Here is a 26,337-nt window from a genome sequence, read left to right as displayed (position 1 = left end):
AGTATCTTTGTTGCCCTTAAAATTCACGTAATGAAAATTCCATTTTATAAATATCAGGGCACCGGGAACGATTTTGTGATGATTGATAACCGCCAACAACTATTATCCAAAAACAATACCAGAATAATTAAAAAGCTTTGCGACCGTAAATTTGGCATTGGAGGAGACGGTCTTATACTTTTGGAAAATCCCGAAGTGGAGGGTGACGATTTTAAAATGGTTTATTTTAATGCCGATGGGAATCAAAGCAGTATGTGCGGCAATGGTGGGCGTTGCCTGGTAGCTTTTGCAAAATTCCTGGGAATCATACAAAATGAAGCTACTTTCACGGCAATAGATGGACCGCATAAAGCAACCATTAGCAACCACCAGGTAAGTCTACAAATGCAGAATGTTTTAGATATAAAACAACTGGGAAATAGCGCTTTTCTTGATACTGGTTCTCCACATCACGTAATTTTCACTAAAAATGTAGCCGATCTTGATGTGAAAAAAGAAGGTGCTGTAATTAGATATTCAGATGAATATGTATCCAATGGCGGTACCAATGTGAATTTTGTAGATATGCAGGAAGATAATACCTTTTTAGTTAGAACTTACGAAAGGGGAGTGGAAGACGAAACGCTTTCTTGCGGAACGGGAGTTACTGCAGTTGCCCTGGCGGCGCACGCTTCTGGAAAGGCGAATACTAATACGGTAAAGCTAATTGTTCCCGGGGGCGAATTATCGGTTTCCTTCAGTAAAGAAAACGAAATTTATACAAATGTTTGGTTAACCGGCCCGGCAGAGCAGGTTTTTAAAGGAGAAATAGTATGCCAGGCTTAAGAGGAAATAAGGTTTACCTACGTGCTCTGGAACCCGAGGATCTCGATTTTGTTCATACTGTGGAGAATATAGAAGAGTTTTGGGAAGTAAGTGCCACCCAAACTCCTTATTCCCGGTTTCTTATTAAGCAATACCTGGAAAACGCGCATCGCGACATTTACGATATTAAACAATTGCGCTTGGTGATTTGTGATCTTCAGGATAATGAAGTTGGTCTAATAGATATTTTTGACTTCGAGCCAAAAGACCGAAGGGCAGCTTTGGGAATCTTAATTGCCGATCCCTCTGAACGCGGAAAAGGATATGGTGCTGAAGCTCTAAAATTACTTTGCAATTACTGTTTTACCCATCTCGCCATGCACCAGGTTTATGCAAATATCACCGAAGGAAACGAAACCAGTGTAAAACTTTTTGAAAACCTGGGTTTCCAAAGAGTTGGTATAAAAAAAGACTGGACTTATTCTGAAGGCGGTTTTAAAGATGAAATTCTCTATCAATTGATCAATAAATAATGTACATCAAAAAAATTCTACTTGCTATTGCCATTCTTGGGCTTATAGGCCTTTCTGTTTTTAGCTATTATATTTATACCAGTATTTTTTCAGGGAACACCAGTTTTACGGGAGAGAAAAAGATAGTTTACGTACCTACGGGTGCAGACTATCAAACCGTGATAGATAGCCTTCAGCCTTACGTGGAAGATATGGAATCTTTTGACCTGGTTGCCCGAAAAAAGGGTTATGCATCAAATATCAGGGCTGGGAGATACGCTATTAATCCCGGGATGAATAATAACGAATTAGTAAATGCTTTGCGAAGCGGAAATTTACCAGTAAAACTTACCTTTAATAACCAGGAGCGACTGGAAGATCTTGCCGGAAGAGTTGCCCAGCAAATTGAAGCCGATAGTACAGCTTTAATTAAAGCTTTTAAGGATGAAGAATTTTTAGCTGAAAATAATTTTACTGAAGCTAATGGCTTAGCAATGTATATTCCTAACCAATATGAATTCTACTGGAATACTTCAGCTGAAGAATTTAGAGAGCGAATGAAGCGGGAATACGATCGCTTCTGGACCGATGAAAAGAAGCAAAAAGCCGAAGAAATAGGCTTGAACCCTAAAGAGGTTTCCACACTGGCTTCAATAGTTCACAAAGAAACCGCTAAGGTAGACGAACGCCCAAAAGTAGCGGGAGTTTATATGAACCGGTATAAAAACGGGTGGAAATTAGACGCCGATCCTACAGTGATCTACGCATTGAAAAATAAAACGCAAAAATGGGATACCATTATTAAAAGAGTGCTTTATAAAGATCTGGAATTAGATTCTCCTTATAATACCTATATATATAAAGAGTTACCACCGGGACCTATTTTTATGCCAGATATTTCTGCAATAAACGCCGTGCTTAATTATGAAGATCACGATTACTTCTACTTTGTAGCCGATGTTAAAAATTTTGGTTATCATAAATTTGCCAAAAATTTAGCTCAGCATAATCGAAATAAGCAGGAATATGTGCGTTGGATTAACAAACAAGGTGTAAAAAGATAAAAATAATTTTTACTCCAAATTATTAAGAAAGTTCTAACGCCTTAGCATACGTACTCTTAGAGCGATGTTAAGTCATTCCATAACTTTATAATTTACTTAACAGGTTGTGCTTCAGATTTTTAAAATTTGTTGTACATTTGCACGGCAAAATTGAAAGGGGCGTAAGCTTAATTTTTTTAGCCCAAACCGTTAACCTTTCAGAAACAAAATGTAATGAGAAGGAAAATTGCAAAATTTTCAATCTTGCCTGTTTTTGCAGGCTGCATGTTTTTCAGTTTTTCAACTAGAGAAGCAGCGAATTTGGAAATTGAAGGTTATTCAACTTCCAATTTAGATCTAAACTATACCGTAGCCCTTGTAGAGGAAAGCGAGTTAGCAAAAGATCAAAGCCTTGAAAGGGCGTTACCTGAACTGGGAAAGTCCTATGTTGGTTTTAAAGAAGCGCTGGGTTTTAAAGAATCTCGCGGAAATTATCAAACAATTAATGAGTTTGGTTATATGGGAAAATACCAGTTTGGTATTGGAACCCTGGAATTACTTGGCATTTACAATAGTGCAGAATTCCTTAACTCACCACAACTCCAGGAAGCCGCATTTTATACCAATGCTTCCAGAAACAAATGGATCTTAATTCGTGATATTGCACGTTTTGAAGGCAAAGTAATTAATGGAGTAGAAGTAACCGAGTCTGGTATTCTTGCCGCTGCCCATCTTGCTGGCCCGGGAAGTGTGAAAAAATACCTTAGAAGCTGGGGAGCCCAGTCTTTTAGCGATGCTTTTGGAACTTCAATTAGAAATTATTTGAAGAAATTTGGCGGTTATGATACTTCGTTTGTTAAACCGGAAAAAAACCCGAGAGTAGATATTCAAGCTTTTAGAGCTTAAATTTCTTTCTGAAATATAAAAATAGCAGGCCTCTTATGGAGGTCTGTTTTTGTTTTACTCCATTCTGAAACCGGTTTGGTTACGATGTACTCTGTAGGTAAGGTAAGATCACAAGCTACACAAAGCCTGGTAGTTGGATGTAAAAGTTGTAAAAAATCTTCCAGTAATTTATTATTGCGGTAAGGAGTTTCAATAAAAATTTGTGCTTCCTGTTTTTCAAAAGATAGACGCTCTAAATCTTTAATTTCCTTTTTCCGTTCTTTTTTGTCTATAGGCAAATAGCCGTTAAATGTAAAACGCTGCCCGTTCATTCCGCTGCCCATCATTGCCAATAGAATTGAAGAGGGGCCCACTAATGGAATTACCTGGATGCCTTCATTATGCGCAATTTTCACAATTTCAGCACCTGGATCTGCAACACCGGGACAACCCGCTTCGCTCAATAAGCCTATATTTTTTCCTTCTTTACAATCGTTTAAAAATGAAGGGATTTCTGAAACTTCAGTGAATTTATTTAGATGAAAAAATTTTAGAATAGATTGTTGCTTTTCGGGAACCAGTTGTTTTATATGTCTTCTGGCCGTTTTTTCATTTTCAGCAATAAAAATATCCAGGTTTTCCATAATTTCTTTAACCTGAATGGGTAGAACCTGCATTGGGTTTGCCGCTCCCATTGTAGTGGGAATCAGGTAAAGTTTTCCTGGATATCTAAAGTCAGCCATTATGCTTTATTTTCTTCCTTCAACTGGTCTGCTATTTTTTCGCAAGCTTCATCCAGCATCTGGTATACATTTTCAAATCCGTGATCACCACCAAAATATGGATCTGGTACATCTACATTTTCCGCAGGGAAAATTTCATCTAGTATCAATTGTACTTTTGCGCGATCTTCGTCATTCCTGGCAAGAGAGATCACATCTTTAAAATTCTGATTATCCATCACATAAATGCGATCGAATTTATCAAAATCTTCTACCTGAAATTGTCTTCCGCGCTGGTAGGTAATATCCAGGTTATTTTTTTTCGCTATTGCAACAGAGCGAGGATCTGGCGCATCGTCTATATGGTAATCTCCGGTCCCGGCCGAATCTACAAAAACCTTAGATTGGTCTACCTTAGATTTTAAAATTTCCTCGGCAAGCGGTGATCTGCAAATATTGCCGAGGCACACCATCAATACCTTAGTCTTCATAAAAATGTTTTTATATGGTAAGTTTTTTGTTGAGGTCTTCAACAAACTTTTTGAATTGCTTATCAGTCGTCGCCAGGTTATCTACCGTTTTGCAAGCGTGTAAAACCGTAGCGTGATCGCGTTTTCCAATTTGAGAGCCAATGCTTGCCAAAGAAGCTTTTGTAAACTTTTTAGCAAAGAACATGGCCAGTTGTCTTGCCTGTACAATATGCCTTTTTCGGGTTTTAGACTGCAAAGTTTGCACATCCATTTGGAAATAATCACTCACCACTTTCTGAATATAATCTATAGAAACTTCGCGCTTGGTATTTTTCACGTAGTTGTCTACAATCTTTTTGGCGAGTTCTAAAGTGATATCTTTTTTGTTGAAAGAAGAGTGGGCAATAAGTGAAATAATGGCGCCTTCCAGTTCCCTAATATTTGTTTTTATATTATTAGCTAAAAACTCAACAATTTCTTCTGGCATTTCTACCCCGTCACGATAAAGTTTGCTTTTAATAATAGAAATACGGGTTTCAAAATCAGGATGTTGTAATTCTGCAGAAAGTCCCCATTTAAATCTTGAAAGCAGGCGTTGTTCAATATCCTGCATATCTACCGGCGCTTTATCACTGGTAAGAATCACCTGTTTTCCGTTTTGATGTAAGTGATTAAAAATATGAAAAAATACATCTTGAGTACCTGCTTTTCCTGAAAGCAATTGGATATCATCCACGATCAAAACATCAATAATCTGGTAAAAATGAATAAAATCGTTTCGGTTATTTTTCTTTACAGATTCTATATACTGTTGGGTAAATTTTTCAGCAGAAATATATAAAACCGTCTTTTCTGGATATTTATCTTTTATTTCAACCCCAATAGCGTGTGCCAAATGTGTTTTTCCCAATCCTACGCCACCAAAAATTAGCAGCGGATTAAAAGAAGTTCCTCCTGGTTTATTGGCTACAGCTAACCCAGCCGATCTTGCCAACCTGTTGGAATCTCCTTCCAGGAAGTTTTCAAAATTATAACTCGGGTTAAGTTGAGATTCAATTTTTACATTTCTAATCCCGGGAATTATAAAAGGGTTTTTTAATTCGGGGTTCTTATTTTTTAGAGGCACATCTACTTCCTGAGAGGCCATATGACTGCGCTGCGTACTTGGTATTTTTTCGGTAAATGGCATTTTATTGCCGTAGGTGTTTTCCATTTTGATCACATAGACCAATTTGGCTTTTTCACCTAATTCTTTGGTAAGAGAAACTTTTAAAAGCTTAACATAATGTTCTTCTAACCATTCGTAAAAAAACTTTGAGGGCACCTGTATGCTTAGTGCACAATCTGTAAGTTTTACTGCTTGTATAGGTTCAAACCACGTTTTATAAGCCTGTGGAGTGATGTTATCTTTGATAAAAGCCAGACAGCTATTCCAAACTGATTGCGCAGTTTTTGACATGCTTTGTGTTGTATTATTTTAGATTAGTAGTGGTTTATTAGCAGTTAAAAGATTTAGGAGTCTCTCAACTTTGGTAGAACAAATATGTGAACAAATTATGTAATAAAAAAACCGGTTTAGGGTTGAATTTTAAGAAAAAATTGTGCATACTTAATTCCGCTTATGAAAGTACAAAACCTCGTTCACTTTAGCTGTTAAATTCAATATGAAAAGTCACGTTTCTTATGTTAAAGTCCGCTATGCGGAAACCGATCAAATGGGTGTGGTGCACCACGGTAATTATGCTCAATATTTTGAAATTGCCCGATTAGACTGGCTTTCAGCTCTTGGTATATCTTATAAATCTATGGAAGAAAACGGGGTGATGTTACCTGTTTATGAGCTAAATACGAAATTTTTAAAACCCGCGGTTTTTGACGATGAACTTAAAATTGAAGTAAGATTAAAAGAACTTCCGTCGGTAAAAATTACTTTTGAATATTTAGTTTTTAACCAATGTGGAGACTTAATTACAAAAGCTTACACAACTTTGGTTTTTATGGATTCTAAAACTAAAAAACCAATTCGCTGCCCAGAATATATTTTGAATAAATTAAAGTGAATTTATTTCTTTCAGAAAATCGTTTTTACAAATGCAGTGAAATAATTTTTCAGTGATTATTCCAGTGATTACAGATTGCTTCTCCCGATTATCATCGGGATCGTAATAACAAGAAAAATTCAATCTTCCAATCTCTTAATCTCAACCTTGTAAGTTGAATCAAACTTTTCAAAAATTGCTTCGACCTCTTTTTTTCTTACTGAAATATAAATCTTGCAATCCAGCTCCAGTTTTTGCTCAATAATGTTGAGGTTATTTTCCTTAATTAAGCGCATCACAATATTCATTTCAGGATAATCAAAACTGATCTCGAAAAGCTCATCTATGGTTCTCTTAACAATATTGGCTTCTTCCAGTGCCATTTGTGCTGCGGTCTTGTAGGCGTTTATAAGTCCGCCTACCCCAAGTTTTACTCCGCCAAAATATCTCACCACTACAATTAAAATATTGGTCACTTCAAAAGATTGTATTTGGCCATATATAGGCATCCCTGCCGAATTTGAAGGTTCCCCATCATCATTAGCGCGATATTGAAAATCGACTTCAGATTTCCCAAACTGCCAGGCATAACACCAGTGCCTCGCTTTATGATGTTTTGTCTTTAATTCTTCTAAATGAATATTCGCTTCCTCTTCGGTCTTTACCGGAAATGCATAGCCGAAAAACTTTGAATTCCGGTCTTTGAATAAGACTTCAGGGGAAGCTTTGGTTATAGTTTTATAGGTGTCTTTCATTATGTATAGCTATTTTTTAGACCTCACAGGTTTCCAAAACCTGTGAGGTCTTTTCGGTAAAACTACTGGCTACTTGCTACCAGGATAATACTTATTATGGCAAGTCCAATTCCAATCCAGTTTTTCCTCAATAAAACTTCTTTAAAAAGTACAATTCCAAGAATTGTAGATGCTAGCACAATCCCTACATGGTTTAAAGTAAAAATAACCGAGTTTTCAATTCCCGGAGCACGCAATGCCATAACCAGGAAATAAATTGAAAAATAGTTCGGAATTCCCAGCGCGATCCCGCCGGCTATGTTTTTCCAGGTAATTTTTAGTTTTCCTAAAACTGCCTGTCCAATTAAGATTGTTATTCCAATAATCCCTGCGATTCCAAAAATACTGGAAGAAAAAAGGCCGACATCGGTTTCAGAAACATAAAAATTTTCAAGGTAGTTTATGGTGGTGTCAATAATCCCACTTCCAATAAAAACTAAGAGCGGAAATATTAAGTTCCTTTTCTTTATTTTAATGCCTTTCTCGGTTTTTATTGAACTTAAATAAACCGCTGCAAGAGCAAGTAGAATCCCCGAAATTTTTAAAAATCCCAGGCTTTCATCATAAATAAATATTCCGAAGAAAACGGGAATCGCAACCGACATTTTGGTGGCTACCGAGACTACTGAAAGTCCGCTGCGTTGGGTGGTAATTGCTGCCAAATTAAAAACCGTAATAAAGAGTGCTCCCAAAATGACTGTTCCAAAAAACCATTTTTCTGAAGGAATTCTCACAATATCATTAACACTTTCTATATAGCCAAAAAAGCCCACAATACAGGCAATAAAATAGTTAACGATTATGGCTTGCAGTGTATTTACGCCATATTTTTTATAGAGCCTAAATACGATAAAAATTACCGTAGAAGAAATTATGCTAAGCAGCAGGTAAATCAAAATAACTCTTTTTTAGCAGTAAATAAATCGATGACATCTTCTCGGGTAGGTTCAATATTCCAGGTGTGGATTCCTAAATATTTTGCAGCATCAGTGTTTTCCTTGGTGTCGTCAATAAAAAGACATTCTTGCGGTTTCAAGCCGTGTTGTTTTAGCACAAACTCATAAATTTCAGCATCTGGTTTTCTAAAATTGATCTCGTGAGAAAGATAAAAAGCATCAAAACAAGCTTTAAAATCTTCAAAAAATGGAACATTTTCTTTAACCCAATCAATATGAATTTCGTTGGTGTTGCTTAAAAGAATTAATTGGTAATTTTTTTCTTCTGAAAGTTTCTTCAAAAACTGGTAACGATATTCAGGGAAATCTATTAAAATAGCGTTCCAGGAATTTTTAAAATGTTCTGTTTGAAGCTGAGTATATTCGCTCTGGTAAGATTTTACAAATTCTTCAGAAGAAATAAGTCCTTTTTCATATTGCTGGTTGATATTCAGCAAACTTTCTGAAAGTTCTTCGATTTCATATTTATTCATTTCACGCATCGTGGCTGGTTTGTCCAGGTTGATGAATACGTCTCCAAAATCGAAAATTATAGTTTTAATCATTCTTATAAATTTTTAAAGTATCACGCTCCAAATTAGTTTCTGAAAGCTTAATTCCTGAAAATTTTGGTGCGTTTATTCCCTCGTGAAATTCAGAAACTCCGGTAAAAACTCTCGTTTCATCCCAAAGATTGGCGTCAATAAAAGTCTGAAGCGTTTTTGCACCACCTTCAATAATAACCGATTGTAAATTATGCCGGTAAAGTACCTCGCAAATCTGTTTCGGTAGGTCTTGTTGAAAATCGAGTTTTTCAAATATTAAATTGTCTCCTGAATTTTTTACATTTTCGGTTAAAACAATGGTCTTGATACTGCCATCAAACAATGCAGATTCCTGCGGAATTTTTAATTCTTTGTCTATCACCACCCGAACCGGGTTTTTGCCATTCCAAAGCCTGGTGTTTAGTTTGGGATTATCGGCGATTGCGGTGTTAGTGCCCACTAAAATAGCCTGTTCTTCACTTCTCCATTTATGCACCAGTTGTTTAGAATACTGATTCGTGATCCAAACTGGCTCGCGTTTTTCCTGGACTTTTGGAGCGATAAATCCATCAGTGGTTTGGGCCCATTTCAAAATAATATAAGGGTGTTTCTTTTGATGAAAAGTGAAAAAACGTTTGTTGAGATCCTGGCATTCTTTTTCCAGAATTCCCACCTGAACTTCGCAACCGGCTTCCATCAATTTTTTAATGCCACGCCCGGCCACTTCAGCAAAAGGATCTACTGTACCAATAATCACTTTTTTAATACCCTTAACGATAATTAGATCGCTGCAAGGTGGCGTTTTTCCAAAATGACTGCAGGGTTCCAGGCTCACATAGATGGTAGACTTATTTAAAAGCGATTCATCTTTCACAGAATTTACCGCGTTTACCTCTGCGTGTGGGGCTCCTGCTTTTTGGTGCCAGCCTTCACCAATAATCTTGTTTTTATAAACAATTACGCTGCCTACCAGCGGATTGGGATACGTAGCTCCCAGTCCGTTTTTGGCCAGTTCAATACAGCGCTTTATATATTTTTCGTGTATATTCACGCCTCTAAAATAGGATTATTTACCAAGAATGAGCACGTTAAAAATACGGGAAATTCAACCCGAAGACAATCAACAAGTTGCCGAAGTTGTAAGAAAGGTTTTGGTAGAAATGGGCGTTCCAAAAGTAGGAACCGCCTATGAAGACAAGGCGCTGGACGATATGTATGCAACTTACCAGCACCCGCGAATGAATTATTTTGTGGTGGAAGAGGGAGGAAAGATAATTGGTGGCGCTGGTATTGCTCCATTAATTGGACTCGAAGAAAAAATATGCGAACTGCAAAAAATGTATTTTCTGCCGGAAGCCCGTGGCAAAGGTCTGGGTGCCCAAATGATGGATACCTGTCTTAAGTTCGCCAAATCCCAGAATTTTGAACAATGTTATATTGAAACCCTTCCTTATATGGAAAGCGCCCGGAAACTCTACGCACGCAGTGGCTTCAAATCTTTAGAAAAACCCCTTGGAGACACCGGCCATTATAATTGTACGATGTGGATGATTAGGGATGTTTGAGAAGTAGGAGTAAAGAGTGAAGAGTGAAGAGTGAGGAGTCTTTTTTACGTTATCGCGAGACAGGGACGAACGCGGCTTTTTAATCAAGAGAAGAGTAGAGAGAAGAGAAAAAAGATTTAAGAAACAAGATCAGGAGATAAGAATCAGGAATTTGGATTTTCCTCAAACTGAAAACTCACAACTGATAACCGATAACCCAAAACTGAGAACCGAGAACTCACAACCGACAACCGAAATAATGAAACTAAAAGCCCAAAAAGAAATTTTTACTAAATCGCTGGAAAATGAATATCCTGTGGAAGAAGTGCATTCTTTTTTCTTTATGCTAACAGAAGCTTTTTTCAAGATCAATCGGTTAAATCTTGCTTTAAATCCTGAGCTTGAAATTGATAAAAGTCAGATTGAGAAACTAGAGTCAGCCTTAGCGCGTTTAAAAAACCACGAACCCATTCAGCATATTATTGGGGAAACAGAGTTTTTCGGACTGACGTTTAAAGTCGATAAAAATGTATTAGTGCCAAGACCGGAAACGGAGGAATTGGTTGAATGGATTTTAGAAGACTTTTTCGAAGATGAATCTGGGCGAATCCTGGATATTGGGACGGGGAGTGGTTGCATTGCTATTAGCCTGGCGAAAAATCTTCCGGAAGCTCAAATTTCGGCTATAGATATTTCTGAAAAAGCCTTGCAAATCGCAAAAATCAATGCAGAAATTAACCAGGCTAAGATTAATTTTATTTCAGAAGATATTTTAAGAACTGAAACTCTAACCGGAAATTGGGATGTTGTTGTCTCTAATCCGCCCTACGTGCGAGAGCTGGAGAAAAAGGAAATGCACCGAAATGTTTTAGAATACGATCCACCTACTGCATTATATGTAAAAGACGAAAATCCTTTAATTTTCTATGAGAAAATCACGAAATTGGCCAAAACCGCTTTAAATCCAGGCGGAAAACTCTATTTTGAGATTAACCAATACCTGGCCGAAGAAACCGAAAGGATGATGCAGAAACAAGGCTTTAAAACCGAATTGCGAAAAGATCTTTTTGGAAATTTCAGAATGCTAAAAGGAGAATTGCGTTAATATTAAGGTTTTAGAACCCAATAGTTCTAAATTTCATAAACCAATAATTATGGAAAACAACAGTAAAAACCAACTTAAAAGCATTGCCGTGTTTTGTGCAAGCAGCGAAGGCAACGACGAGAAAATCTTTTCAGAATCTTATCGTTTGGGAAAAGTTTTAGCTCAAAAGAATATTAAATTGGTATTTGGCGGAAGTAAACTTGGCTTAATGGGGCAGGTTGCTGCAGGGATCCTTCAAAACGGAGGAGAAGTTATTGGGGTGATTCCAGATTTTTTAAAAACCAAAGAAGTAGTCCATACCGGTTTAACCGAATTGATCACTACCAAAGATATGCACGAGCGCAAGCTTAAAATGCACGAATTAAGCGATGGTTTTATTGCCCTGCCTGGCGGATTTGGAACTTTTGAAGAGCTTTTTGAAATCGTAACCTGGGGCCAATTAGGGCTGCATCAAAATCCTATTGGGTTATTAAATATTAACGGGTTTTACGACGATCTTATCGCGATGCTTAAAACCATGGTGAGAAAAGGTTTGCTTAGAAAAGAGAATTTTGATCTTTTGCTTATTGGGGAAGATATTGAGGAATTACTGGAAAAAATGTATAATTTTAAGCCTATGCCTGTTCCCAAATGGATGAATAAAGACCAGACCTAAATTAAGACATTATGAAAATCCATAAACTTCAAATATATAGCGATAATTTAAAAGAGCAATTGCGTTTTTATCGGGATACCTTAAATCTAAAGATCACCGATAATAGCGATGATTATTTTGAAGTTGAAACCGGGTATTCTACCATAAAATTTCAGCAAAAAGAAAACGCAACAGCTTACCATATCGCATTTCATATTCCCGATAGGCAGCATAAAGAAGCCCTGGAATGGGTAAAAGAACGGGTTCCGGTTTTGGAAGGCAATGGGCAGGAAATTGTAGATTTTATGGCCTGGAATGCTAAATCTTTGTACTTCTATGACGAAGATAAAAATATCATAGAATTTATCTCCCGTGAGAGTTTCAGTAAACCGGAATCGGCATTGTTTTCAGAAAAAAGTGTTTTGGGAATTAGTGAGGTAGGTCTGGTAACAGAGAACATTCAGGAGAAATTCGACTTTTTAAGCACCAACTTTGAATTGGAAAAATATGATGGCGATTTTGAGCATTTTTGTGCGGTAGGTGATGACGAAGGTTTGCTCATTACCATAAACCAAAAACTTAAAGATTGGTTTCCTACAGATGATAAAGCCTATAAATCTGAATTTAAAATTGAATTTACGCACCAGGGAAAAAAGCATTCCCTTGTTTTTGAAAACGATCAACTAAAAGCCCAGCAATAACTTACCAGCCTTTTATGAATACCGAAGAAAAGATCAAGCAGTTACGCGAAGAATTACACCGACATAATTATTTGTATTATATAGAGGATAAGCCCGAGATCAGCGATTACGATTTTGATATGAAGTTGAAAGAATTGCAGGAGCTGGAAGAAAAAAATCCTGAATTTGATGACCCTAATTCTCCCACGCGCCGTGTAGGTGGAGCGATAACTAAAAATTTTGAGACTGTAGTTCACGATTATAGAATGTACTCCCTATCCAATTCCTACTCTAAAGAAGAGCTGGAAGACTGGGAAAAGCGAATCGAGAAATCTATTGGAGGTAAAGTACAGTATGTTTGCGAATTAAAATACGATGGCGCTTCTATTAGTCTGACTTATGAAGATGGTAAATTAAAACGTGCGGTTACCCGTGGGGATGGGTTCCAGGGAGATGATGTGACCAATAATATAAAAACCATTAGATCTGTACCTTTAAAGCTGAAGGGCGAATTTCCGCAGAAATTTGATATTCGGGGTGAAATAGTGTTGCCTTATGAAGGTTTTGCAAAAATGAATGCCGAAAGGGTAGAAGCCGGGGAAGAACCTTATGCAAATCCTAGAAATACAGCTTCCGGAAGTTTAAAACTCCAGGATAGTGCTGAGGTTGCCAAAAGACCTTTAGATTGCCTGTTGTATAGTTTGGTGGCCGATAGTTTACCGGTGAAATCTCAGTTTGAAGGCCTTAAAAAAGCCAGGAATTGGGGATTTAAAGTTCCACCGGAAGCCGAGTTAAAAAATAGTATTGCTGAAGTTCTCGATTATGTAAATTATTGGGACCAGCACCGCCACGATTTGCCTTATGAAACCGATGGGGTAGTGGTAAAAGTAAATAGTTTTGATCAGCAGGATGAATTAGGTTATACAGCGAAATCTCCGCGCTGGGCAATGGCTTATAAATTTAAGGCCGAACAGGAGAGCACCAAATTAAATAAGATCACCTACCAGGTTGGAAGAACCGGGGCGATCACGCCGGTAGCAAATCTTGAACCGGTGCAATTGGCCGGAACCACGGTAAAACGTGCGTCTTTACACAATGCCGATCAGATTGAGAAACTGGATGTAAGGGAAGGAGATACCGTTTTTGTAGAAAAAGGCGGAGAAATTATTCCGAAGATTGTAGGGGTTGATTTCACCAAAAGGGATCCGGAAACTCCCGAAACTAAATATGCCGAAACTTGTCCCGTTTGCGACAGCGAATTAATTAGAAAAGAAGGAGAAGCTCAGCATTACTGCCCTAATTATAATGGTTGTCCGCCGCAAATTATAGGGAGAATTCAGCATTTTATTTCCCGAAAAGCGATGGATATTGAAGGCCTGGGTGGAGAAACCGTTGCTTTATTGGTTAATGCTAATCTAATTACCAATTATGCCGATCTCTATACCCTGAAAAAAGAAGATGTTCTTCCATTGGAACGAATGGCAGAAAAATCGGCGGAAAACCTTATTAATGGAATCGAGAAATCTAAAGAAATTCTTTTTGAGCGGGTTTTATTTGCCCTTGGAATAAGATATGTGGGCGAAACTGTAGCTAAAAAACTTGCAAAACATTACAAGAATATAGATGCTTTGGCTTCTGCTTCAACCGAAGATCTTACAGCGGTTGATGAAATTGGAGAACGTATCGCTGAAAGTGTAACCGATTTCTTTGTTTCCGAAGAGAACAGGAAGATCGTTCAGCGTTTAAAGGACTACGGACTTCAATTGGAAATTGCTACCGAAGAACTGGAAAACCAGAGCGATTTACTTGAGGGCAATACTTTTGTGATTTCGGGGGTTTTTGAAAAAGTTTCCAGGAATGAACTCAAAAAAATGATAGAAGATAACGGCGGGAAAGTTTCCGGCTCGATTTCAGGAAAAACCGATTATTTGGTTGCAGGCGAAAATATGGGGCCCAGTAAACTGGCAAAGGCCGAAAAACTGGGAACTAAAATTGTGAGCGAAGACGAATTCCTTAAAATGCTTGATTAAATTTTTTATTGGGTTACTGCATTAATAACTTATAGTTTGGCGGCCTACCGAAAATTTATCGTCAAATTTAAAGCGAATACACCGTGAAATTTTAGGCTGTTTGAGCTCTATGGTTATTTCTTTCTAACTAATTTATTCAGGCGAGTTCCTAAAATTTAGGTGTCGAGCGATAAATTTAGATAAAGTTTCGTAAGCCTAGATTTTTTTGGTTCGTTTTTTCATCAATGGAAAAAATGAACACGAGGAATAATAATTATAAGGTTGAGGTTTTATAGAATTATGAGAAAAACTTTCTTTATAGAGGTTTAAACTTTCAAAATTTAAACCTCAATCTTGACTCCGTTAGCTTCAATATTATTTTTATCGTCTAAATAAAAATCAATTCTTCCCAGATAAAGTCCGTAACAACCCACCTGGTTTACTAAAACCTTTTTACCGGCTTTGTTGGTTTCCACAGTTGGTTTATCCAAAAAAGTATGGGTGTGGCCGCCAATTATGAGATCTATATTTTCGGTGGTTTGCGCTAGTTTAATATCAGAAATCTTATCGCTGCTGTATTTATAGCCTAAATGCGAAAGGCAAATAACCATGTCGCAATTCTTTTCTTCTTTTAGAATTCGGCTTTGATCCTGCGCAATTTCTACCGGATCAAGGTATTTTGTTTCTTTATAAAGACTGTCGTTCACCAGACCCTGCAGTTCAATTCCCAAACCAAAAATTCCAATTTTCACTCCGTCTTTAGTGAAAATTTTATGATCGCGGGTATGGCCATCCATCACCGTTTTACTGAAATCATAATTGGAAGAAATAAAATCGAATTCGGCGTGTGGAAGTTGCGCATATAATCCATCTATACCATTATCGAAATCGTGGTTTCCAATGGTAGCTGCATCGTATTTCATTTTACTCATCAGCTTAAACTCCAGTTCGCCTCCATAGAAATTAAAGTAAGGAGTACCCTGGAAAATGTCACCCGCATCTAATAATAATGTATTCGGATTTTCATTTTTAATCTGCTGAATTAAAGTCGCTCGCCTGGCAACACCTCCCATATTAGGATTCCTGGAATCATCAGGGCCAAAAGGTTCTATATGGCTATGAACATCGTTGGTGTGTAAAATGGTTATGTGCTTTTTATAATTAGGTTTAAAAGAAAGTGAACTTAAGCCACCAATTCCTATAAAAGCGGTTGCTGCCGAGGTTTGTTGTATAAAATTTCTTCTTTTCATTTCTTACTTTCTTATAAATCTATTGTCTTTCTCAACCCTTAGAGTATCTATCTTTTTAAAATAATCTATAATGGCATTGCGCAGTTTATAGTCAACTTTATATAATTGGATTGGATCTTTAAAAAAGCTCATATTGTCGCCGCCTTGCTGCAAATAATCTGAAGTAGCTACAAAATAGGTTTTATCTTCATCGATATCTTCGCCGTTAATTTTTGCGCTGGTAACCTTATAATTCTGATCCATTTCAACCTGGATGCCGCTAACAGGATGTGCGGTTTTTGCACGTTCCAGGTAAGTAAGCATTTCCTTAATTTTTTCTCCGGAAAGTTCTGCTACCACAATTTCATTTTCAAAAGGCATTAGGGCGTAGGCACTTCGGGTAGAAATATTTCCTTTGTTGAGGCCAGCTCTAATTCCGCCGTGATTTAGCAAAACCATATCTATTTCATTTCCGGTTCTGCTTTTAAAAATGGGGTTGGCCTGTTCTATTACCAAATCGGCCATTAAGTTTCCAATTGCGGTGTTGAGGTCGCCGTCACTTTTCACCATATCATTTGGATTGTAGGCTAAGGTGCTATCTAGCGTTTTATTGAGATGCTCTTTAAACGGTGCTACAAATTCATCAATTTCGGGATCGGGTTCAATATTTTCATCTATAGCAATTCGTTGCCCTTTAATTTCGGAAGGTTTAACCTCGTTTCCTTTACAACTTAATAGAATTACTGAAAGAAGCAGGAATAAACTTAATCTGGTTTTTTTCATTCGTATATAATTTTCACCCTTTTTTATGAATTTGAAGATAATTATTTATCAATTTCTGGGATTGGGAAATAGGCCGGTTATATCTCATCTTTAAAAATTCAAAGATAAATAGATTATCCGGGTCAAACTTAACTGTTCAACTCTAAAGCCCGGAATATTTTTATAAAACGACTCTTGAAATTGAATCAGCGAATTTTCTGTTAAAAAAATAAAGGTATTTCAGCGAAATAATTAATCCTTTTGTCGAAAAATGGGTTAAAATTTCTAAAAATAGCAATGCTTTACTCAAATGGACATTATTGATAACATGAATTTTATATTTTCGGTCCGCAATTGAATGAAAATGAGTCTTTTTCAGTACATTTTAATTTTACTCGTTCCGCTTCTGGCTATAAATTTATATGCTGCGATTGCTGAAGCCGATTGGTTAATGCAGGCCACACAGCTTATTTTTGTGCCCGGCCTTGCCGGTATTTATATTAAGCTTAAAAAAAATATGAGTTTGAATGCTATACTCTTTTTTATCTTTTTCTTTCTGGCTCAAATTAATGGCTTCATATTTAATACTAATAACTTAACTCTTATATCCTTCTTCTTTTATATTATAGCCTATTTTGGTTTAAGCAGGGAAGCTTTGCAGAATACCCAACTGGAAACTGCCAGTAAAACCATACTGGTTTATTTTTTTCTATTAATAGCCATAAATGCTTATTTGCTATTTACCCACGTGCTGGAACTTAAACAATATATGAGTGATGAACTTGAATTTGGTATTTATATAGCTTATTACGGCGTCTTACTGGTAATGGGCATTATTTCCCTCATTTATTATTTGAATTCTTACTCAAAAAAATCAATTTATTTTATCACACTGGTTCTTACTTTTATTTTTTCAAATGTGTTTAGGGATTCCGCTTATTTTTATATGAAAGATTCTGCTATTTTAATAACCGGTAATTTGTTGTGGTATAACGGCTTAATCTTTAGTTTGCTGTTTTTTCTAACTCCAGAGAGAAAGCTGCGTTTATTGAATCTTCTCTAAAAAGCGAAAGCTTATTCCTGTTTATTTTTTAACAGAAAAAACAAAGCTGTTAAATATGTGCTTTTCTTTGAATACAAAAGCAGATTTTAGTCCTTGAAATTGGCGAAATCTATACATTTGTCGCCCGAAAATTTTGCATTTTTCAGTTTAAAGTCGAAATCCCGCAAATCTTTTCGATTATCATAAAAAATTAAACAGCAATGAACTCATTTATTGGTACCGGTGTGGCTTTGATAACTCCTTTTAAGGAAGATTTATCTGTAGATGTGCAAGCACTGGAAAACCTGGTAGAAAACCAGATTGAAAATGGAATAGATTACCTGGTGGTTTTAGGAACTACCGCCGAAAGCGCCAGTCTTAATAAAGAAGAAAAACAGCTTGTAATAAATACGGTTGTAAAAAAGAATAATAAACGTTTGCCTCTGGTATTGGGAATGGGAGGCAATAATACATACGCCCTTTGCGAAGAACTCAAAGCTGCAAATCTTTCTGGTTTTGAAGCTATACTTTCGGTTTCTCCTTTTTACAATAAACCAACCCAGGAAGGCATTTACCAGCATTTTAAGGCTGTGGCTGCCGCTTCCCCGTTGCCAATAATTCTTTATAATGTACCAGGAAGAACTGCGTCTAATATCCTACCGGAAACAATAAACCGCATTGCCCGGGATTTTAGCAATGTAATTGGCGTAAAAGAAGCTGCCGGCGATATGGTGCAGGCAATGAAATTAATAAGCCTGGTACCCAAAGATTTCCTGGTAATTTCTGGAGACGATCTGCTTACCCTGCCTATGATTTTAGCCGGCGGGAAAGGAGTAATCTCGGTAATAGCACAGGGATTCCCGGCTGAATTCTCTAAAATGGTTTCGCTAGGTTTAGAAGGGAAACCTGCTGAAGCCTACGAGCTTCATTATAAATTACAGCGCTCTATAGACTTGATTTTTGCTGAAGGAAATCCTGCAGGAATTAAAGCTTTACTTGCTCTAAAGCAAAGTATTCAAAACAACCTGAGATTACCGCTGGTAAAAGCCACCCCAGCACTTCAGCAGCAAATTGAAGATTTTTTGAAGAATTTTAGCTAAAATTATTAATTACAAGGTCTAAAAAGTTTTAAATATCGTCATCCTGTTCCGAAGCTTCAGGATTATTTCAGGAGCTAATAAATTGCTAGTCGATTTATGTTAGAAGCTGAAACCAGTTCAGCTTGACGATAGAAAAATTTCTTAGACCTTTTATTTTTTCAGCAAAAGCCTTAGATTATCTTACTTTCAGGATAATAAGAAGGCACATTTTGAGTTATCTAAGCCTGCAACACAAAGTTTTTTTTATACTGAAGAAAAATGTACTTTTGCCACATGTTTTTACAAATGATGAAGAAAGCAATTTTATTAGTAACAGTTTTAATTTTAACTGTATCCTGTGGGGAGTATCAAACCTTACTAAAAAGTGATGATGCCGGCGCAAAGTATACCTATGCTGAAGAGCTGTACAATGAAGCCCAGGAAGAAAATAGCAATAAAAAATATCGTAAGGCCCTTAGGTTGTTTGAGCAAATTGTTCCACAATATCGCGGGAAGCCTCAAGGTGAGAAACTCAGTTATTTATTTGCCAACACCTACTACCAGTTAGGGGATTTTTACCTTTCTTCATACGAGTTTGAGCGTTTTCAACAATCTTATCCCAATAGTGATAAGGTAGAAGAAGCAGCTTTTAAAAAGGCGAGAAGTTTCTATGAGCTTTCTCCAAGATACGATCTAGATCAAACCGATACGCATAAAGCAATTGCAGAACTTCAGGCTTATTTAAACACTTATCCTGAAGGCGAGCACGCCGAAGAAGCCAACGATATGGCTGCTGAATTACGTATAAAACTGGAAAAAAAGGAATATGAAATTGCCAAGCAATATCATCTAACAGGAGAGGCCAGAGCCGGTAATTACCAGGCGGCAATTACTTCTTTTACTAATTTCCTTTCTAATAATCCCGGGTCTCCTTTTAGAGAAGACGCCCATTATTACAGGTTTGATTCTGCTTACCAATTGGCAGTAAATAGTTTTAGAGATTTAATGCAGGAAAGACTGCAACAAGCCCTGGAATATTCCCAGGAGTATAAAAAATATTACCCTGAAGGTGAATATTCTGAAGCCATAGAAGCTTCAACCGAAGACATAAAATCACGCTTACAAAATTTTTAATAGTAGAAGAAAGATGGATATTAAAAAGACAGACGCACCAATTAACACAATTACCTTCGATAAGAACAAGGTAGACGAGCCAACTAATAATATATACGAGGCTATTTCTGTAGTTGCAAAAAGAGCAAACCAAATAAATTCTGAGATCAAAAAAGAATTGTTGGAAAAGCTTGATGAATTTGCGACTTATAACGATAGTCTTGACGAGATTTTTGAAAATAAAGAGCAAATTGAGGTTTCTAAGTTTTACGAAAAACTTCCAAAACCACACGCGCTTGCTATCCAGGAATGGTTAGACGGTAAGATCTATTACCGGAATACTAAAGATTCTGAAGAAGCAGAAGCTTAATTAAGATGTCTGTACTAAAAGGCAAAAAAGTGCTTTTGGGCATAAGTGGTGGTATTGCCGCTTACAAATCTGCATTTTTAGTACGATTATTTATTAAAGCCGGTGCGCAGGTAAAAGTTGTGATGACGCCGGCTGCAAAAGAATTTGTTACACCGCTTACGCTTTCAACACTTTCAAAAAACGAGGTGTTTTCTTCTTTTACCGAAGATGATGAGGATGAGCAATGGAACAATCACGTAGAACTCGGCCTTTGGGCCGATTTTATGGTTTTGGCCCCTGCCACAGCCAATACCTTATCTAAAATGGCTACGGGCAATAGTGACAACTTTTTGCTCGCAACCTATCTTTCAGCTAAATGTCCGGTATTCTTTGCACCTGCAATGGATTTGGATATGTATAAGCACCCTTCCACAAAAAAGAGTTTCGAGAGCCTTAAGTCGTATGGAAATATTATGATTCCCGCAGGAACGGGTGAACTTGCCAGTGGTTTAAAAGGCGAAGGGAGAATGGCAGAACCCGAAGAGATTATCGAATTTTTGGAAACATATTTTTCTGAAAATTTACCCCTACAGGGAAAGAAAATTTTAATTACCGCCGGGCCAACTTACGAAGCCATAGATCCGGTTCGTTTTATTGGAAACCATTCCAGCGGTAAAATGGGTTTTGAGCTTGCTAAAAAAGCCGCTGAACTTGGAGCTGAGGTTATCCTTATTTCCGGTCCTACACATTTGGAAATCGATGATCCAAAGATCAACTTAATTAGAGTAGTTAGCACTAGAGAAATGTACGCCGCTGTACATGATCATTTCGAAAATGTAGATGTGGCTATTGCTGCTGCCGCGGTTTCAGATTATAAGCCAAAGATAGTAGCGGCGCAAAAAATTAAAAAGGCCGAAGAAAACCTAAGCCTGGAACTTACCAAAACCCAGGACATTCTCTTATCGATGGGGGAAAAGAAAACCCATCAAAAACTAATTGGTTTTGCCCTGGAAACCAATAATGAATTGGAACACGCCCGGGGAAAACTGTTGAAGAAAAACCTGAATTTTATCGTGCTTAATTCTATGAACGATACCGGCGCCGGATTTAAAAAAGATACCAATAAGATCACTTTGGTGTATAAAGATTCAGAAAAGGCTTTCGATCTAAAACCCAAGGCCGAGGTTGCAACCGATATTTTAAACGAAATTGTACATTTGTTAGATGCGTAAATTGCTATTTCTTATTCTTTTAGTGGCCGGGATGCCTTTTGCTGCTGCCCAGGAACTCAACTGCGAAATAGTGATCAATACCGAGCAAACAGGACAAAGCAATCTTTCTGTTTTTAGAACTTTAGAAAGTTCCCTTAGGGAATTTGTAAACCAAACCTCATGGACCGATGAGGAATTTCAACCTGGAGAACGCATTAACTGTAGTATGTTTATCACCATCAATGAGTTTGAAGGTGAATCTTTCAGCGGTACTATCCAGGTGCAGTCTTCAAGACCGGTTTACGGCTCTAATATGGTGAGTCCGATTTTTAACTTTAACGATAATCAGTTCAGCTTTAATTACCGGGAATATCAGCCTTTAAATTATAGTCAGAATTCATTTTCCAACAACCTGGTTTCGGTAGTTTCTTTCTATGTATATACCATTTTAGGAATGGACGCCGATTCCTTTGCACCCGAAGGCGGCACCGAATATTACCAGGAAGCTAATCGAATTGTAAATCTCGCGCAACAAAGCGGTAGAACCGGCTGGAGTGGAGCCGATGGACAAAGCTCTCGTTTTCGTTTGAATTCTGATTTGCTTTCTAATATGTTCACTGAATATCGTAGCGCTTTGTATCAATATCACCGCCAGGGATTAGATGTGATGCATAAAGATCCTGAAGCCGGGAAAATTGCCATTGCCGATGCACTGGAAAGTTTAACTACAATGAATTCCAGGAGGGCAAATTCTTTATTGCTTAGAAGTTTTTTTGATGCCAAGGCCGATGAGGTAACCCAGATCTTTAGCGACGGCCCCGAAATTAACCGCCCCGGTTTAAGTCAAACACTAAGTGGCCTGGCGCCCCGTTATTCCCGAAACTGGAGAAATATTCAGTAAAGAATTTTTACTTAATAATCGCGGTTTAAAAGTTGAATATCCGTAAACAGTCATACTTTAAAATTTAGACGTCACCCTGAACTGGTTTCAGAGCCTGCTCCGATTTCTATCGGAGGCCTAAATTGAAGGGTAGGTACTATTCGTGTTAGATGCTGAAACAAGTTCAGCATGACGATTTTTTCTTAAATTCACTTCTATGAGGGAAACCGGATATACATTTGAAAAGTATTATTTCTTTAGCAAACGTCTGTATAATCAAATTTTTCCCTTTTGATATAACTTCCGGGTTTACCCAAAGTTTATTGTTGATTGGGAAAAATTTCTCCCGTATATTTAGCCCAAATTTAGTACACTTTGCTCACAGCTCTATCTATAAAAAATTACGCCTTAATTGAGGATATAAATATCAAACTTCAGGAAGGCTTTACCATAATTACAGGTGAAACGGGTGCCGGTAAGTCTATTATGCTAGGCGCACTTGGGCTCCTTTTAGGTAACCGCGCCGATTACGGAAGTATTCGTGATACCGATAAGAAATGCGTAATAGAAGGCAGTTTCAATATCGCTAATTATAAGCTAAAAGATTTTTTTATCACAGAAGACCTGGATTATGAAGAAAACACCATTATTAGACGTGAAATTTTGGCTTCAGGGAAATCCCGCGCTTTTGTAAACGATACGCCGGTAAAACTCACCTCCTTAAATAAACTGGGAGAATACCTTATTGATATTCACAGTCAGCATGAAACTTTGAGTTTGGGGAATAACGATTACCAATTCCAGGTAATTGATACTATTGCAAACAGTGAAACTTTGCTTCTGGAATATAAAACCGAACTAAAAACTTACAAAAAGTTACAAAAACGGCTTGTTGAATTAAAAGAAGAACAGGCCCAGGCTACCAAAGAATACGATTATAATTTATTTTTACTGAATGAGCTTGAAGAAGCGCGTTTGGTAAACGGGATGCAGGAAGAACTGGAAACCCGTTACGAAGAATTGAGCAATGTTGAAGAACTTACCGAAAACCTAAGTTCAGCTTTAAATTTACTGGAGCAGGAAGAAATTGGAAGTTTAGACAGCTTAAAACAGGCTCGTGCCTCATTGGCCAGGATTGCCAATTTATCTGTTAACTATGAAGCTTTACATCAGCGTATTGAAAGTGTAGTTATTGAATTAGACGATCTTTCTTCAGAAGTAAGTGATGCGTTAGATAGGGTAGAGGCAAATCCTGAAGAGCTGGAAGCCACCAATCAAAAGCTTCAGCTAATTTATAATTTACAGAAAAAACATTCCGCAGAAAATATTGCCGAATTACTGAAGATCAAAGATGAACTTCAGGAAAAAGTTTCGGTAAGTGAAAATGCCGAAAATGCACTTTCAGAATTAGAAAACGCCATTGTAAAACAGGAAACCAAATTGGGAGCTGTGGCTGCAAAACTCCACGAAAAACGAAAAGCAATAGTACCGGCTTTTATCAAAGAAGCCGAAAGTTTACTGGCCGATCTTGGGATGCCAAACGCCCGATTAAAAATAGAGCTGAAAAAAACCGCGAATTTTTTAGCCAACGGGCAGGATGAATTATTCTGGTATTTGGCAGCGAATAAAGGTGGCGATTTTAAAGAGATTAAAAAAGCAGCTTCTGGCGGGGAACTTTCCAGGATTATGCTGGCGGTTAAAAGTATTCTCGCGGCACAAAGTAAACTTCCAACCATTATTTTTGATGAAATTGATACGGGAGTTTCAGGAGATATTGCTCAAAAAATGGCCGGTATTTTACAACGAATGGGGAATGCCATGCAGGTAATTGCTATTACCCACCTACCGCAAATTGCCGGTAAAGGAAACAGTCATTTTAAGATTTTTAAAGAAGATTCTGCTAACGCCACTACTACCAAGATAGAAGAATTAAAAGGCAGCGAGCGTGTAGAAGAACTGGCAATGATGCTTGGCGGTAAAAATATTGGAGATTCGGCGCGGGCTCACGCACGTGCACTCCTGGATTAAAACTATGGCCTGAAAGTAATTTTGCTATCTTTACCCAATATTTGAAATATAAATATTTAGGGCTTTGCCTTAAAATAAAATTTTATATCCAAATCGCCTTGTGAGCTTGCTCCGGGCTGATTTATACTAACAAAACGAAAAAATTTATCACTATGTCTTATAACCTGTTAAAAGGAAAAAAAGGAATTATTTTTGGCGCATTAGACGAGAATTCTATCGCCTGGAAAACCGCTGAGCGTGTTAAGGAAGAAGGCGGAGAATTTGTGCTTACCAATGCTCCAATCGCGTTAAGAATGGGAACTCTTAAAGAGCTGGCCGAGAAAACCGGTTCAGAAATTATTCCTGCTGATGCTACCAAAATTGAAGACCTGGAAAACCTGGTTGAAAAATCTATGGAGATTCTTGGCGGAAAAATAGATTTCGTGCTTCACGCTATCGGGATGTCGGTAAACGTTAGAAAGGGGAATCATTATACGGAGCAGAATTACGATTTCACCCAAAAAGGCTGGGATATCTCTGCGGTTTCTTTTCATAAAACTATGCAGGTGCTTTACAAAAAAGAAGCAATGAACGAGTGGGGAAGTATTGTTGCACTAAGCTATATGGCTGCCCAGCGCGTATTTCCCGATTATAATGATATGGCCGATAATAAGGCGTTTTTAGAATCTATTGCACGTAGCTTTGGTTATTTCTTTGGAAAGGATCATAAAGTAAGAGTAAATACCATTTCACAATCGCCAACCCCAACTACTGCAGGACAGGGTGTAAAAGGGTTTGACGGCTTTATTGCTTACGCTGATAAAATGTCGCCGCTTGGTAATGCTACCGCTTTAGAGTGTGCCGATTACACGGTAAGTTTATTCTCTGATCTAACTAAAAAAGTTACGCTTCAAAACCTTTTCCACGATGGTGGTTTTTCCAATATGGGCGTAAGTCAGGAAGTTATGGAGTCTTTTATTAAAGGCCAGGAGGAGAAATAAAAAAATAAGTTTAGCATGACGTTTTGGTTTCACGTCATGCTGAATTTATTTCAGCATCTAAGATAATAGGAAAATCTTCCCAAACTTGATTGGGAAATCTTGCTTTAATATGTCACCCTTCTTAGTGAAGTGATCAAACAGGTTTTTAGTATATTTGATAGGTTAAGATGAAAGAAATCAATCAACATATCGATCAAATAAAAAAGCTTTGTGATACCAATAAAGTTAAGTCATTATTTGTTTTCGGGTCTATAGTTAAAGATAAACTTAGACCCGAAAGTGATATTGATTTTGTGGTTGATATAGATGATCAAGATCCACTTTCTTATTCCGATAAATATTTCGATTTAAAATTTAACCTTGAGAAAATCTTTAAAAGAAGAATTGATTTACTGGAATTAAAAGCTATTAAAAATAAGTTTTTAAAGCAGGAGATTGATCAAACCAAACTCCACATTTATGGAGAATGAAGTTAAAACCTGGTTGGAAGATATTAGGCAGGCGATTTCTGAAATATATTCCTTTTTACCGGAAAACAGAGATTTTAATGAATTTCTCAACGACTTAAAAGGTAAACGTGCTATTGAAAGAAACCTGGAAATAATTGGAGAAGCGGTTAATAGAATTCTGAAAGCAAATCCAGATTTTTCTATCACAAATGCACGAAAAATTGTCGATACACGAAACAGGATAAGCCACGGTTATGATACTGTTTCAGATGAAATTTTGTGGTCTATTATTGTTAGGGATTTAGAGCGTCTACAAGGGGAAGTTGATAAATTATTAAAAGAAAATTCATCGAGTTGACTCTATAGGAGTTTTGGGTGACGATAATAAGAGATATTTAATTAAAAATCTTCAAATTCTAATTAAAGCATGACCCTGGAATATTCCTTTATAATTCCTGTATATAACCGCCCCGGGGAGGTGAGGGAGTTGTTAG

At 37.3% G+C, this 26,337-nt stretch carries 29 protein-coding genes; 20 read left to right on the top strand and 9 right to left on the bottom strand.

Annotated features, from left to right (window positions below):
- Positions 1-30 precede the first annotated feature (30 nt).
- From dapF to AACZ30_RS04230, 4 genes are all read left to right on the top strand, one after another.
- Complete coding sequence (gene dapF / locus AACZ30_RS04245; protein ID WP_339647907.1) at positions 31-825, top strand: diaminopimelate epimerase; 795 nt, start codon at positions 31-33, stop codon at positions 823-825.
- Positions 813-1,337: a GNAT family N-acetyltransferase gene (locus AACZ30_RS04240; protein ID WP_075327574.1), complete on the top strand. Its 525-nt coding sequence runs from the start codon at positions 813-815 to the stop codon at positions 1,335-1,337. Before dapF ends, AACZ30_RS04240 begins: the two co-directional genes overlap by 13 nt.
- Entirely contained in the window at positions 1,337-2,380 is a 1,044-nt protein-coding gene (mltG, locus tag AACZ30_RS04235) for an endolytic transglycosylase MltG (RefSeq protein WP_339647906.1), read from the top strand. The genes AACZ30_RS04240 and mltG overlap by 1 nt, the downstream gene beginning before the upstream one ends.
- Positions 2,381-2,593: 213 nt before the next feature.
- Positions 2,594-3,265, top strand: a complete 672-nt coding sequence (locus AACZ30_RS04230; RefSeq protein ID WP_339647905.1) for a peptidoglycan-binding protein LysM — start codon at positions 2,594-2,596, stop codon at positions 3,263-3,265.
- Here AACZ30_RS04230 and AACZ30_RS04225 read toward each other — a convergent pair.
- Genes AACZ30_RS04225 through dnaA form a run of 3 tightly spaced genes read right to left on the bottom strand, consistent with a single transcriptional unit; the run spans position 3,262 to position 5,895 of the window.
- On the bottom strand, positions 3,262-3,987 hold the full coding sequence (locus tag AACZ30_RS04225) for an SAM-dependent methyltransferase (protein WP_339647904.1): 726 nt from the start codon (positions 3,985-3,987) through the stop codon (positions 3,262-3,264). The two genes, AACZ30_RS04230 and AACZ30_RS04225, sit on opposite strands and share 4 nt — an antisense overlap.
- Entirely contained in the window at positions 3,987-4,457 is a 471-nt protein-coding gene (locus AACZ30_RS04220; protein WP_339647903.1) for a low molecular weight protein-tyrosine-phosphatase, read from the bottom strand. The genes AACZ30_RS04225 and AACZ30_RS04220 overlap by 1 nt, the downstream gene beginning before the upstream one ends.
- Before the next feature lie 10 nt (positions 4,458-4,467).
- On the bottom strand, positions 4,468-5,895 hold the full coding sequence (dnaA, locus tag AACZ30_RS04215) for a chromosomal replication initiator protein DnaA (protein WP_079714042.1): 1,428 nt from the start codon (positions 5,893-5,895) through the stop codon (positions 4,468-4,470).
- A gap of 205 nt (positions 5,896-6,100) precedes the next feature.
- Between dnaA and AACZ30_RS04210 the strand changes: the two genes are divergently transcribed.
- Complete coding sequence (locus AACZ30_RS04210) at positions 6,101-6,496, top strand: thioesterase family protein (RefSeq protein ID WP_339647902.1); 396 nt, start codon at positions 6,101-6,103, stop codon at positions 6,494-6,496.
- Positions 6,497-6,615: 119 nt separating this feature from the next.
- Here AACZ30_RS04210 and AACZ30_RS04205 read toward each other — a convergent pair whose 3' ends face one another.
- The 4 genes from AACZ30_RS04205 to ribD all read right to left on the bottom strand — a co-directional run bounded on the left by AACZ30_RS04205 (position 6,616) and on the right by ribD (position 9,800).
- Positions 6,616-7,230: a YigZ family protein gene (locus AACZ30_RS04205; protein ID WP_339647901.1), complete on the bottom strand. Its 615-nt coding sequence runs from the start codon at positions 7,228-7,230 to the stop codon at positions 6,616-6,618.
- A 62-nt stretch (positions 7,231-7,292) separates the two neighbouring features.
- Positions 7,293-8,165: an EamA/RhaT family transporter gene (locus AACZ30_RS04200; RefSeq protein WP_339647900.1), complete on the bottom strand. Its 873-nt coding sequence runs from the start codon at positions 8,163-8,165 to the stop codon at positions 7,293-7,295.
- Entirely contained in the window at positions 8,162-8,770 is a 609-nt protein-coding gene (locus tag AACZ30_RS04195; RefSeq protein WP_208226200.1) for an HAD family phosphatase, read from the bottom strand. The genes AACZ30_RS04200 and AACZ30_RS04195 overlap by 4 nt, the downstream gene beginning before the upstream one ends.
- Positions 8,763-9,800 carry a bifunctional diaminohydroxyphosphoribosylaminopyrimidine deaminase/5-amino-6-(5-phosphoribosylamino)uracil reductase RibD gene (gene ribD / locus AACZ30_RS04190; RefSeq protein ID WP_339647899.1) on the bottom strand — a complete coding sequence of 346 codons (1,038 nt, stop codon included), beginning with the start codon at positions 9,798-9,800 and terminating at the stop codon, positions 8,763-8,765. Before ribD ends, AACZ30_RS04195 begins: the two co-directional genes overlap by 8 nt.
- Before the next feature lie 28 nt (positions 9,801-9,828).
- Between ribD and AACZ30_RS04185 the strand changes: the two genes are divergently transcribed.
- The 5 genes from AACZ30_RS04185 (at position 9,829) to ligA (ending at position 14,742) form a co-directional block, all read left to right on the top strand.
- On the top strand, positions 9,829-10,314 hold the full coding sequence (locus tag AACZ30_RS04185; RefSeq protein ID WP_208226198.1) for a GNAT family N-acetyltransferase: 486 nt from the start codon (positions 9,829-9,831) through the stop codon (positions 10,312-10,314).
- Positions 10,315-10,465: 151 nt separating this feature from the next.
- Positions 10,466-11,398: a peptide chain release factor N(5)-glutamine methyltransferase gene (gene prmC / locus AACZ30_RS04180; RefSeq protein ID WP_339647898.1), complete on the top strand. Its 933-nt coding sequence runs from the start codon at positions 10,466-10,468 to the stop codon at positions 11,396-11,398.
- A gap of 49 nt (positions 11,399-11,447) precedes the next feature.
- A complete protein-coding gene (locus tag AACZ30_RS04175; protein ID WP_339647897.1) occupies positions 11,448-12,053 on the top strand; it encodes a TIGR00730 family Rossman fold protein in 606 nt (201 codons plus the stop codon).
- Between the two features lie 11 nt (positions 12,054-12,064).
- On the top strand, positions 12,065-12,733 hold the full coding sequence (locus AACZ30_RS04170; RefSeq protein ID WP_339647896.1) for a VOC family protein: 669 nt from the start codon (positions 12,065-12,067) through the stop codon (positions 12,731-12,733).
- A gap of 14 nt (positions 12,734-12,747) precedes the next feature.
- Positions 12,748-14,742: an NAD-dependent DNA ligase LigA gene (ligA, locus tag AACZ30_RS04165; protein WP_339647895.1), complete on the top strand. Its 1,995-nt coding sequence runs from the start codon at positions 12,748-12,750 to the stop codon at positions 14,740-14,742.
- A gap of 320 nt (positions 14,743-15,062) precedes the next feature.
- Here ligA and AACZ30_RS04160 read toward each other — a convergent pair whose 3' ends face one another.
- Together AACZ30_RS04160 and AACZ30_RS04155 are read right to left on the bottom strand one after the other, a co-directional pair.
- The gene (locus AACZ30_RS04160; protein ID WP_339647894.1) at positions 15,063-15,971 is read right to left on the bottom strand and encodes a metallophosphatase; all 909 of its coding nucleotides are present in this window, start codon (positions 15,969-15,971) and stop codon (positions 15,063-15,065) included.
- 3 nt (positions 15,972-15,974) lie between these two features.
- The gene (locus AACZ30_RS04155; RefSeq protein WP_339647893.1) at positions 15,975-16,733 is read right to left on the bottom strand and encodes a 5'-nucleotidase; all 759 of its coding nucleotides are present in this window, start codon (positions 16,731-16,733) and stop codon (positions 15,975-15,977) included.
- Positions 16,734-17,076: 343 nt separating this feature from the next.
- On the opposite strand from AACZ30_RS04155, the gene AACZ30_RS04150 reads away from it, so the two are divergent.
- The 10 genes from AACZ30_RS04150 to AACZ30_RS04105 all read left to right on the top strand — a co-directional run bounded on the left by AACZ30_RS04150 (position 17,077) and on the right by AACZ30_RS04105 (position 26,201).
- Positions 17,077-17,775: a hypothetical protein gene (locus AACZ30_RS04150; protein ID WP_143083626.1), complete on the top strand. Its 699-nt coding sequence runs from the start codon at positions 17,077-17,079 to the stop codon at positions 17,773-17,775.
- A gap of 200 nt (positions 17,776-17,975) precedes the next feature.
- Complete coding sequence (gene dapA / locus AACZ30_RS04145) at positions 17,976-18,854, top strand: 4-hydroxy-tetrahydrodipicolinate synthase (RefSeq protein WP_339647892.1); 879 nt, start codon at positions 17,976-17,978, stop codon at positions 18,852-18,854.
- 285 nt (positions 18,855-19,139) lie between these two features.
- Positions 19,140-19,967: an outer membrane protein assembly factor BamD gene (gene bamD, locus AACZ30_RS04140; protein ID WP_232228858.1), complete on the top strand. Its 828-nt coding sequence runs from the start codon at positions 19,140-19,142 to the stop codon at positions 19,965-19,967.
- Positions 19,968-19,980: 13 nt separating this feature from the next.
- Positions 19,981-20,316: a DNA-directed RNA polymerase subunit omega gene (locus AACZ30_RS04135; RefSeq protein WP_075327552.1), complete on the top strand. Its 336-nt coding sequence runs from the start codon at positions 19,981-19,983 to the stop codon at positions 20,314-20,316.
- Between the two features lie 5 nt (positions 20,317-20,321).
- Positions 20,322-21,527, top strand: a complete 1,206-nt coding sequence (coaBC, locus tag AACZ30_RS04130; protein WP_339647891.1) for a bifunctional phosphopantothenoylcysteine decarboxylase/phosphopantothenate--cysteine ligase CoaBC — start codon at positions 20,322-20,324, stop codon at positions 21,525-21,527.
- On the top strand, positions 21,520-22,407 hold the full coding sequence (locus AACZ30_RS04125; protein WP_339647890.1) for a DUF4835 family protein: 888 nt from the start codon (positions 21,520-21,522) through the stop codon (positions 22,405-22,407). Before coaBC ends, AACZ30_RS04125 begins: the two co-directional genes overlap by 8 nt.
- 354 nt (positions 22,408-22,761) lie before the next feature.
- Positions 22,762-24,414: a DNA repair protein RecN gene (recN, locus tag AACZ30_RS04120; RefSeq protein ID WP_339647889.1), complete on the top strand. Its 1,653-nt coding sequence runs from the start codon at positions 22,762-22,764 to the stop codon at positions 24,412-24,414.
- Positions 24,415-24,566: 152 nt separating this feature from the next.
- Positions 24,567-25,394: an SDR family oxidoreductase gene (locus tag AACZ30_RS04115; protein WP_339647888.1), complete on the top strand. Its 828-nt coding sequence runs from the start codon at positions 24,567-24,569 to the stop codon at positions 25,392-25,394.
- A gap of 167 nt (positions 25,395-25,561) precedes the next feature.
- Positions 25,562-25,864 carry a nucleotidyltransferase domain-containing protein gene (locus AACZ30_RS04110; RefSeq protein WP_075327547.1) on the top strand — a complete coding sequence of 101 codons (303 nt, stop codon included), beginning with the start codon at positions 25,562-25,564 and terminating at the stop codon, positions 25,862-25,864.
- Positions 25,854-26,201 (top strand): HepT-like ribonuclease domain-containing protein, encoded by a 348-nt coding sequence (locus AACZ30_RS04105; protein ID WP_339647887.1) that lies wholly within the window; start codon positions 25,854-25,856, stop codon positions 26,199-26,201. Before AACZ30_RS04110 ends, AACZ30_RS04105 begins: the two co-directional genes overlap by 11 nt.
- Positions 26,202-26,337 lie beyond the last annotated feature (136 nt).

It is taken from the genome of uncultured Salegentibacter sp. (assembly GCF_963972535.1).
Classification (GTDB): Bacteria; Bacteroidota; Bacteroidia; order Flavobacteriales; family Flavobacteriaceae; genus Salegentibacter.
This window is presented reverse-complemented; position numbering and strand designations above follow the sequence as displayed.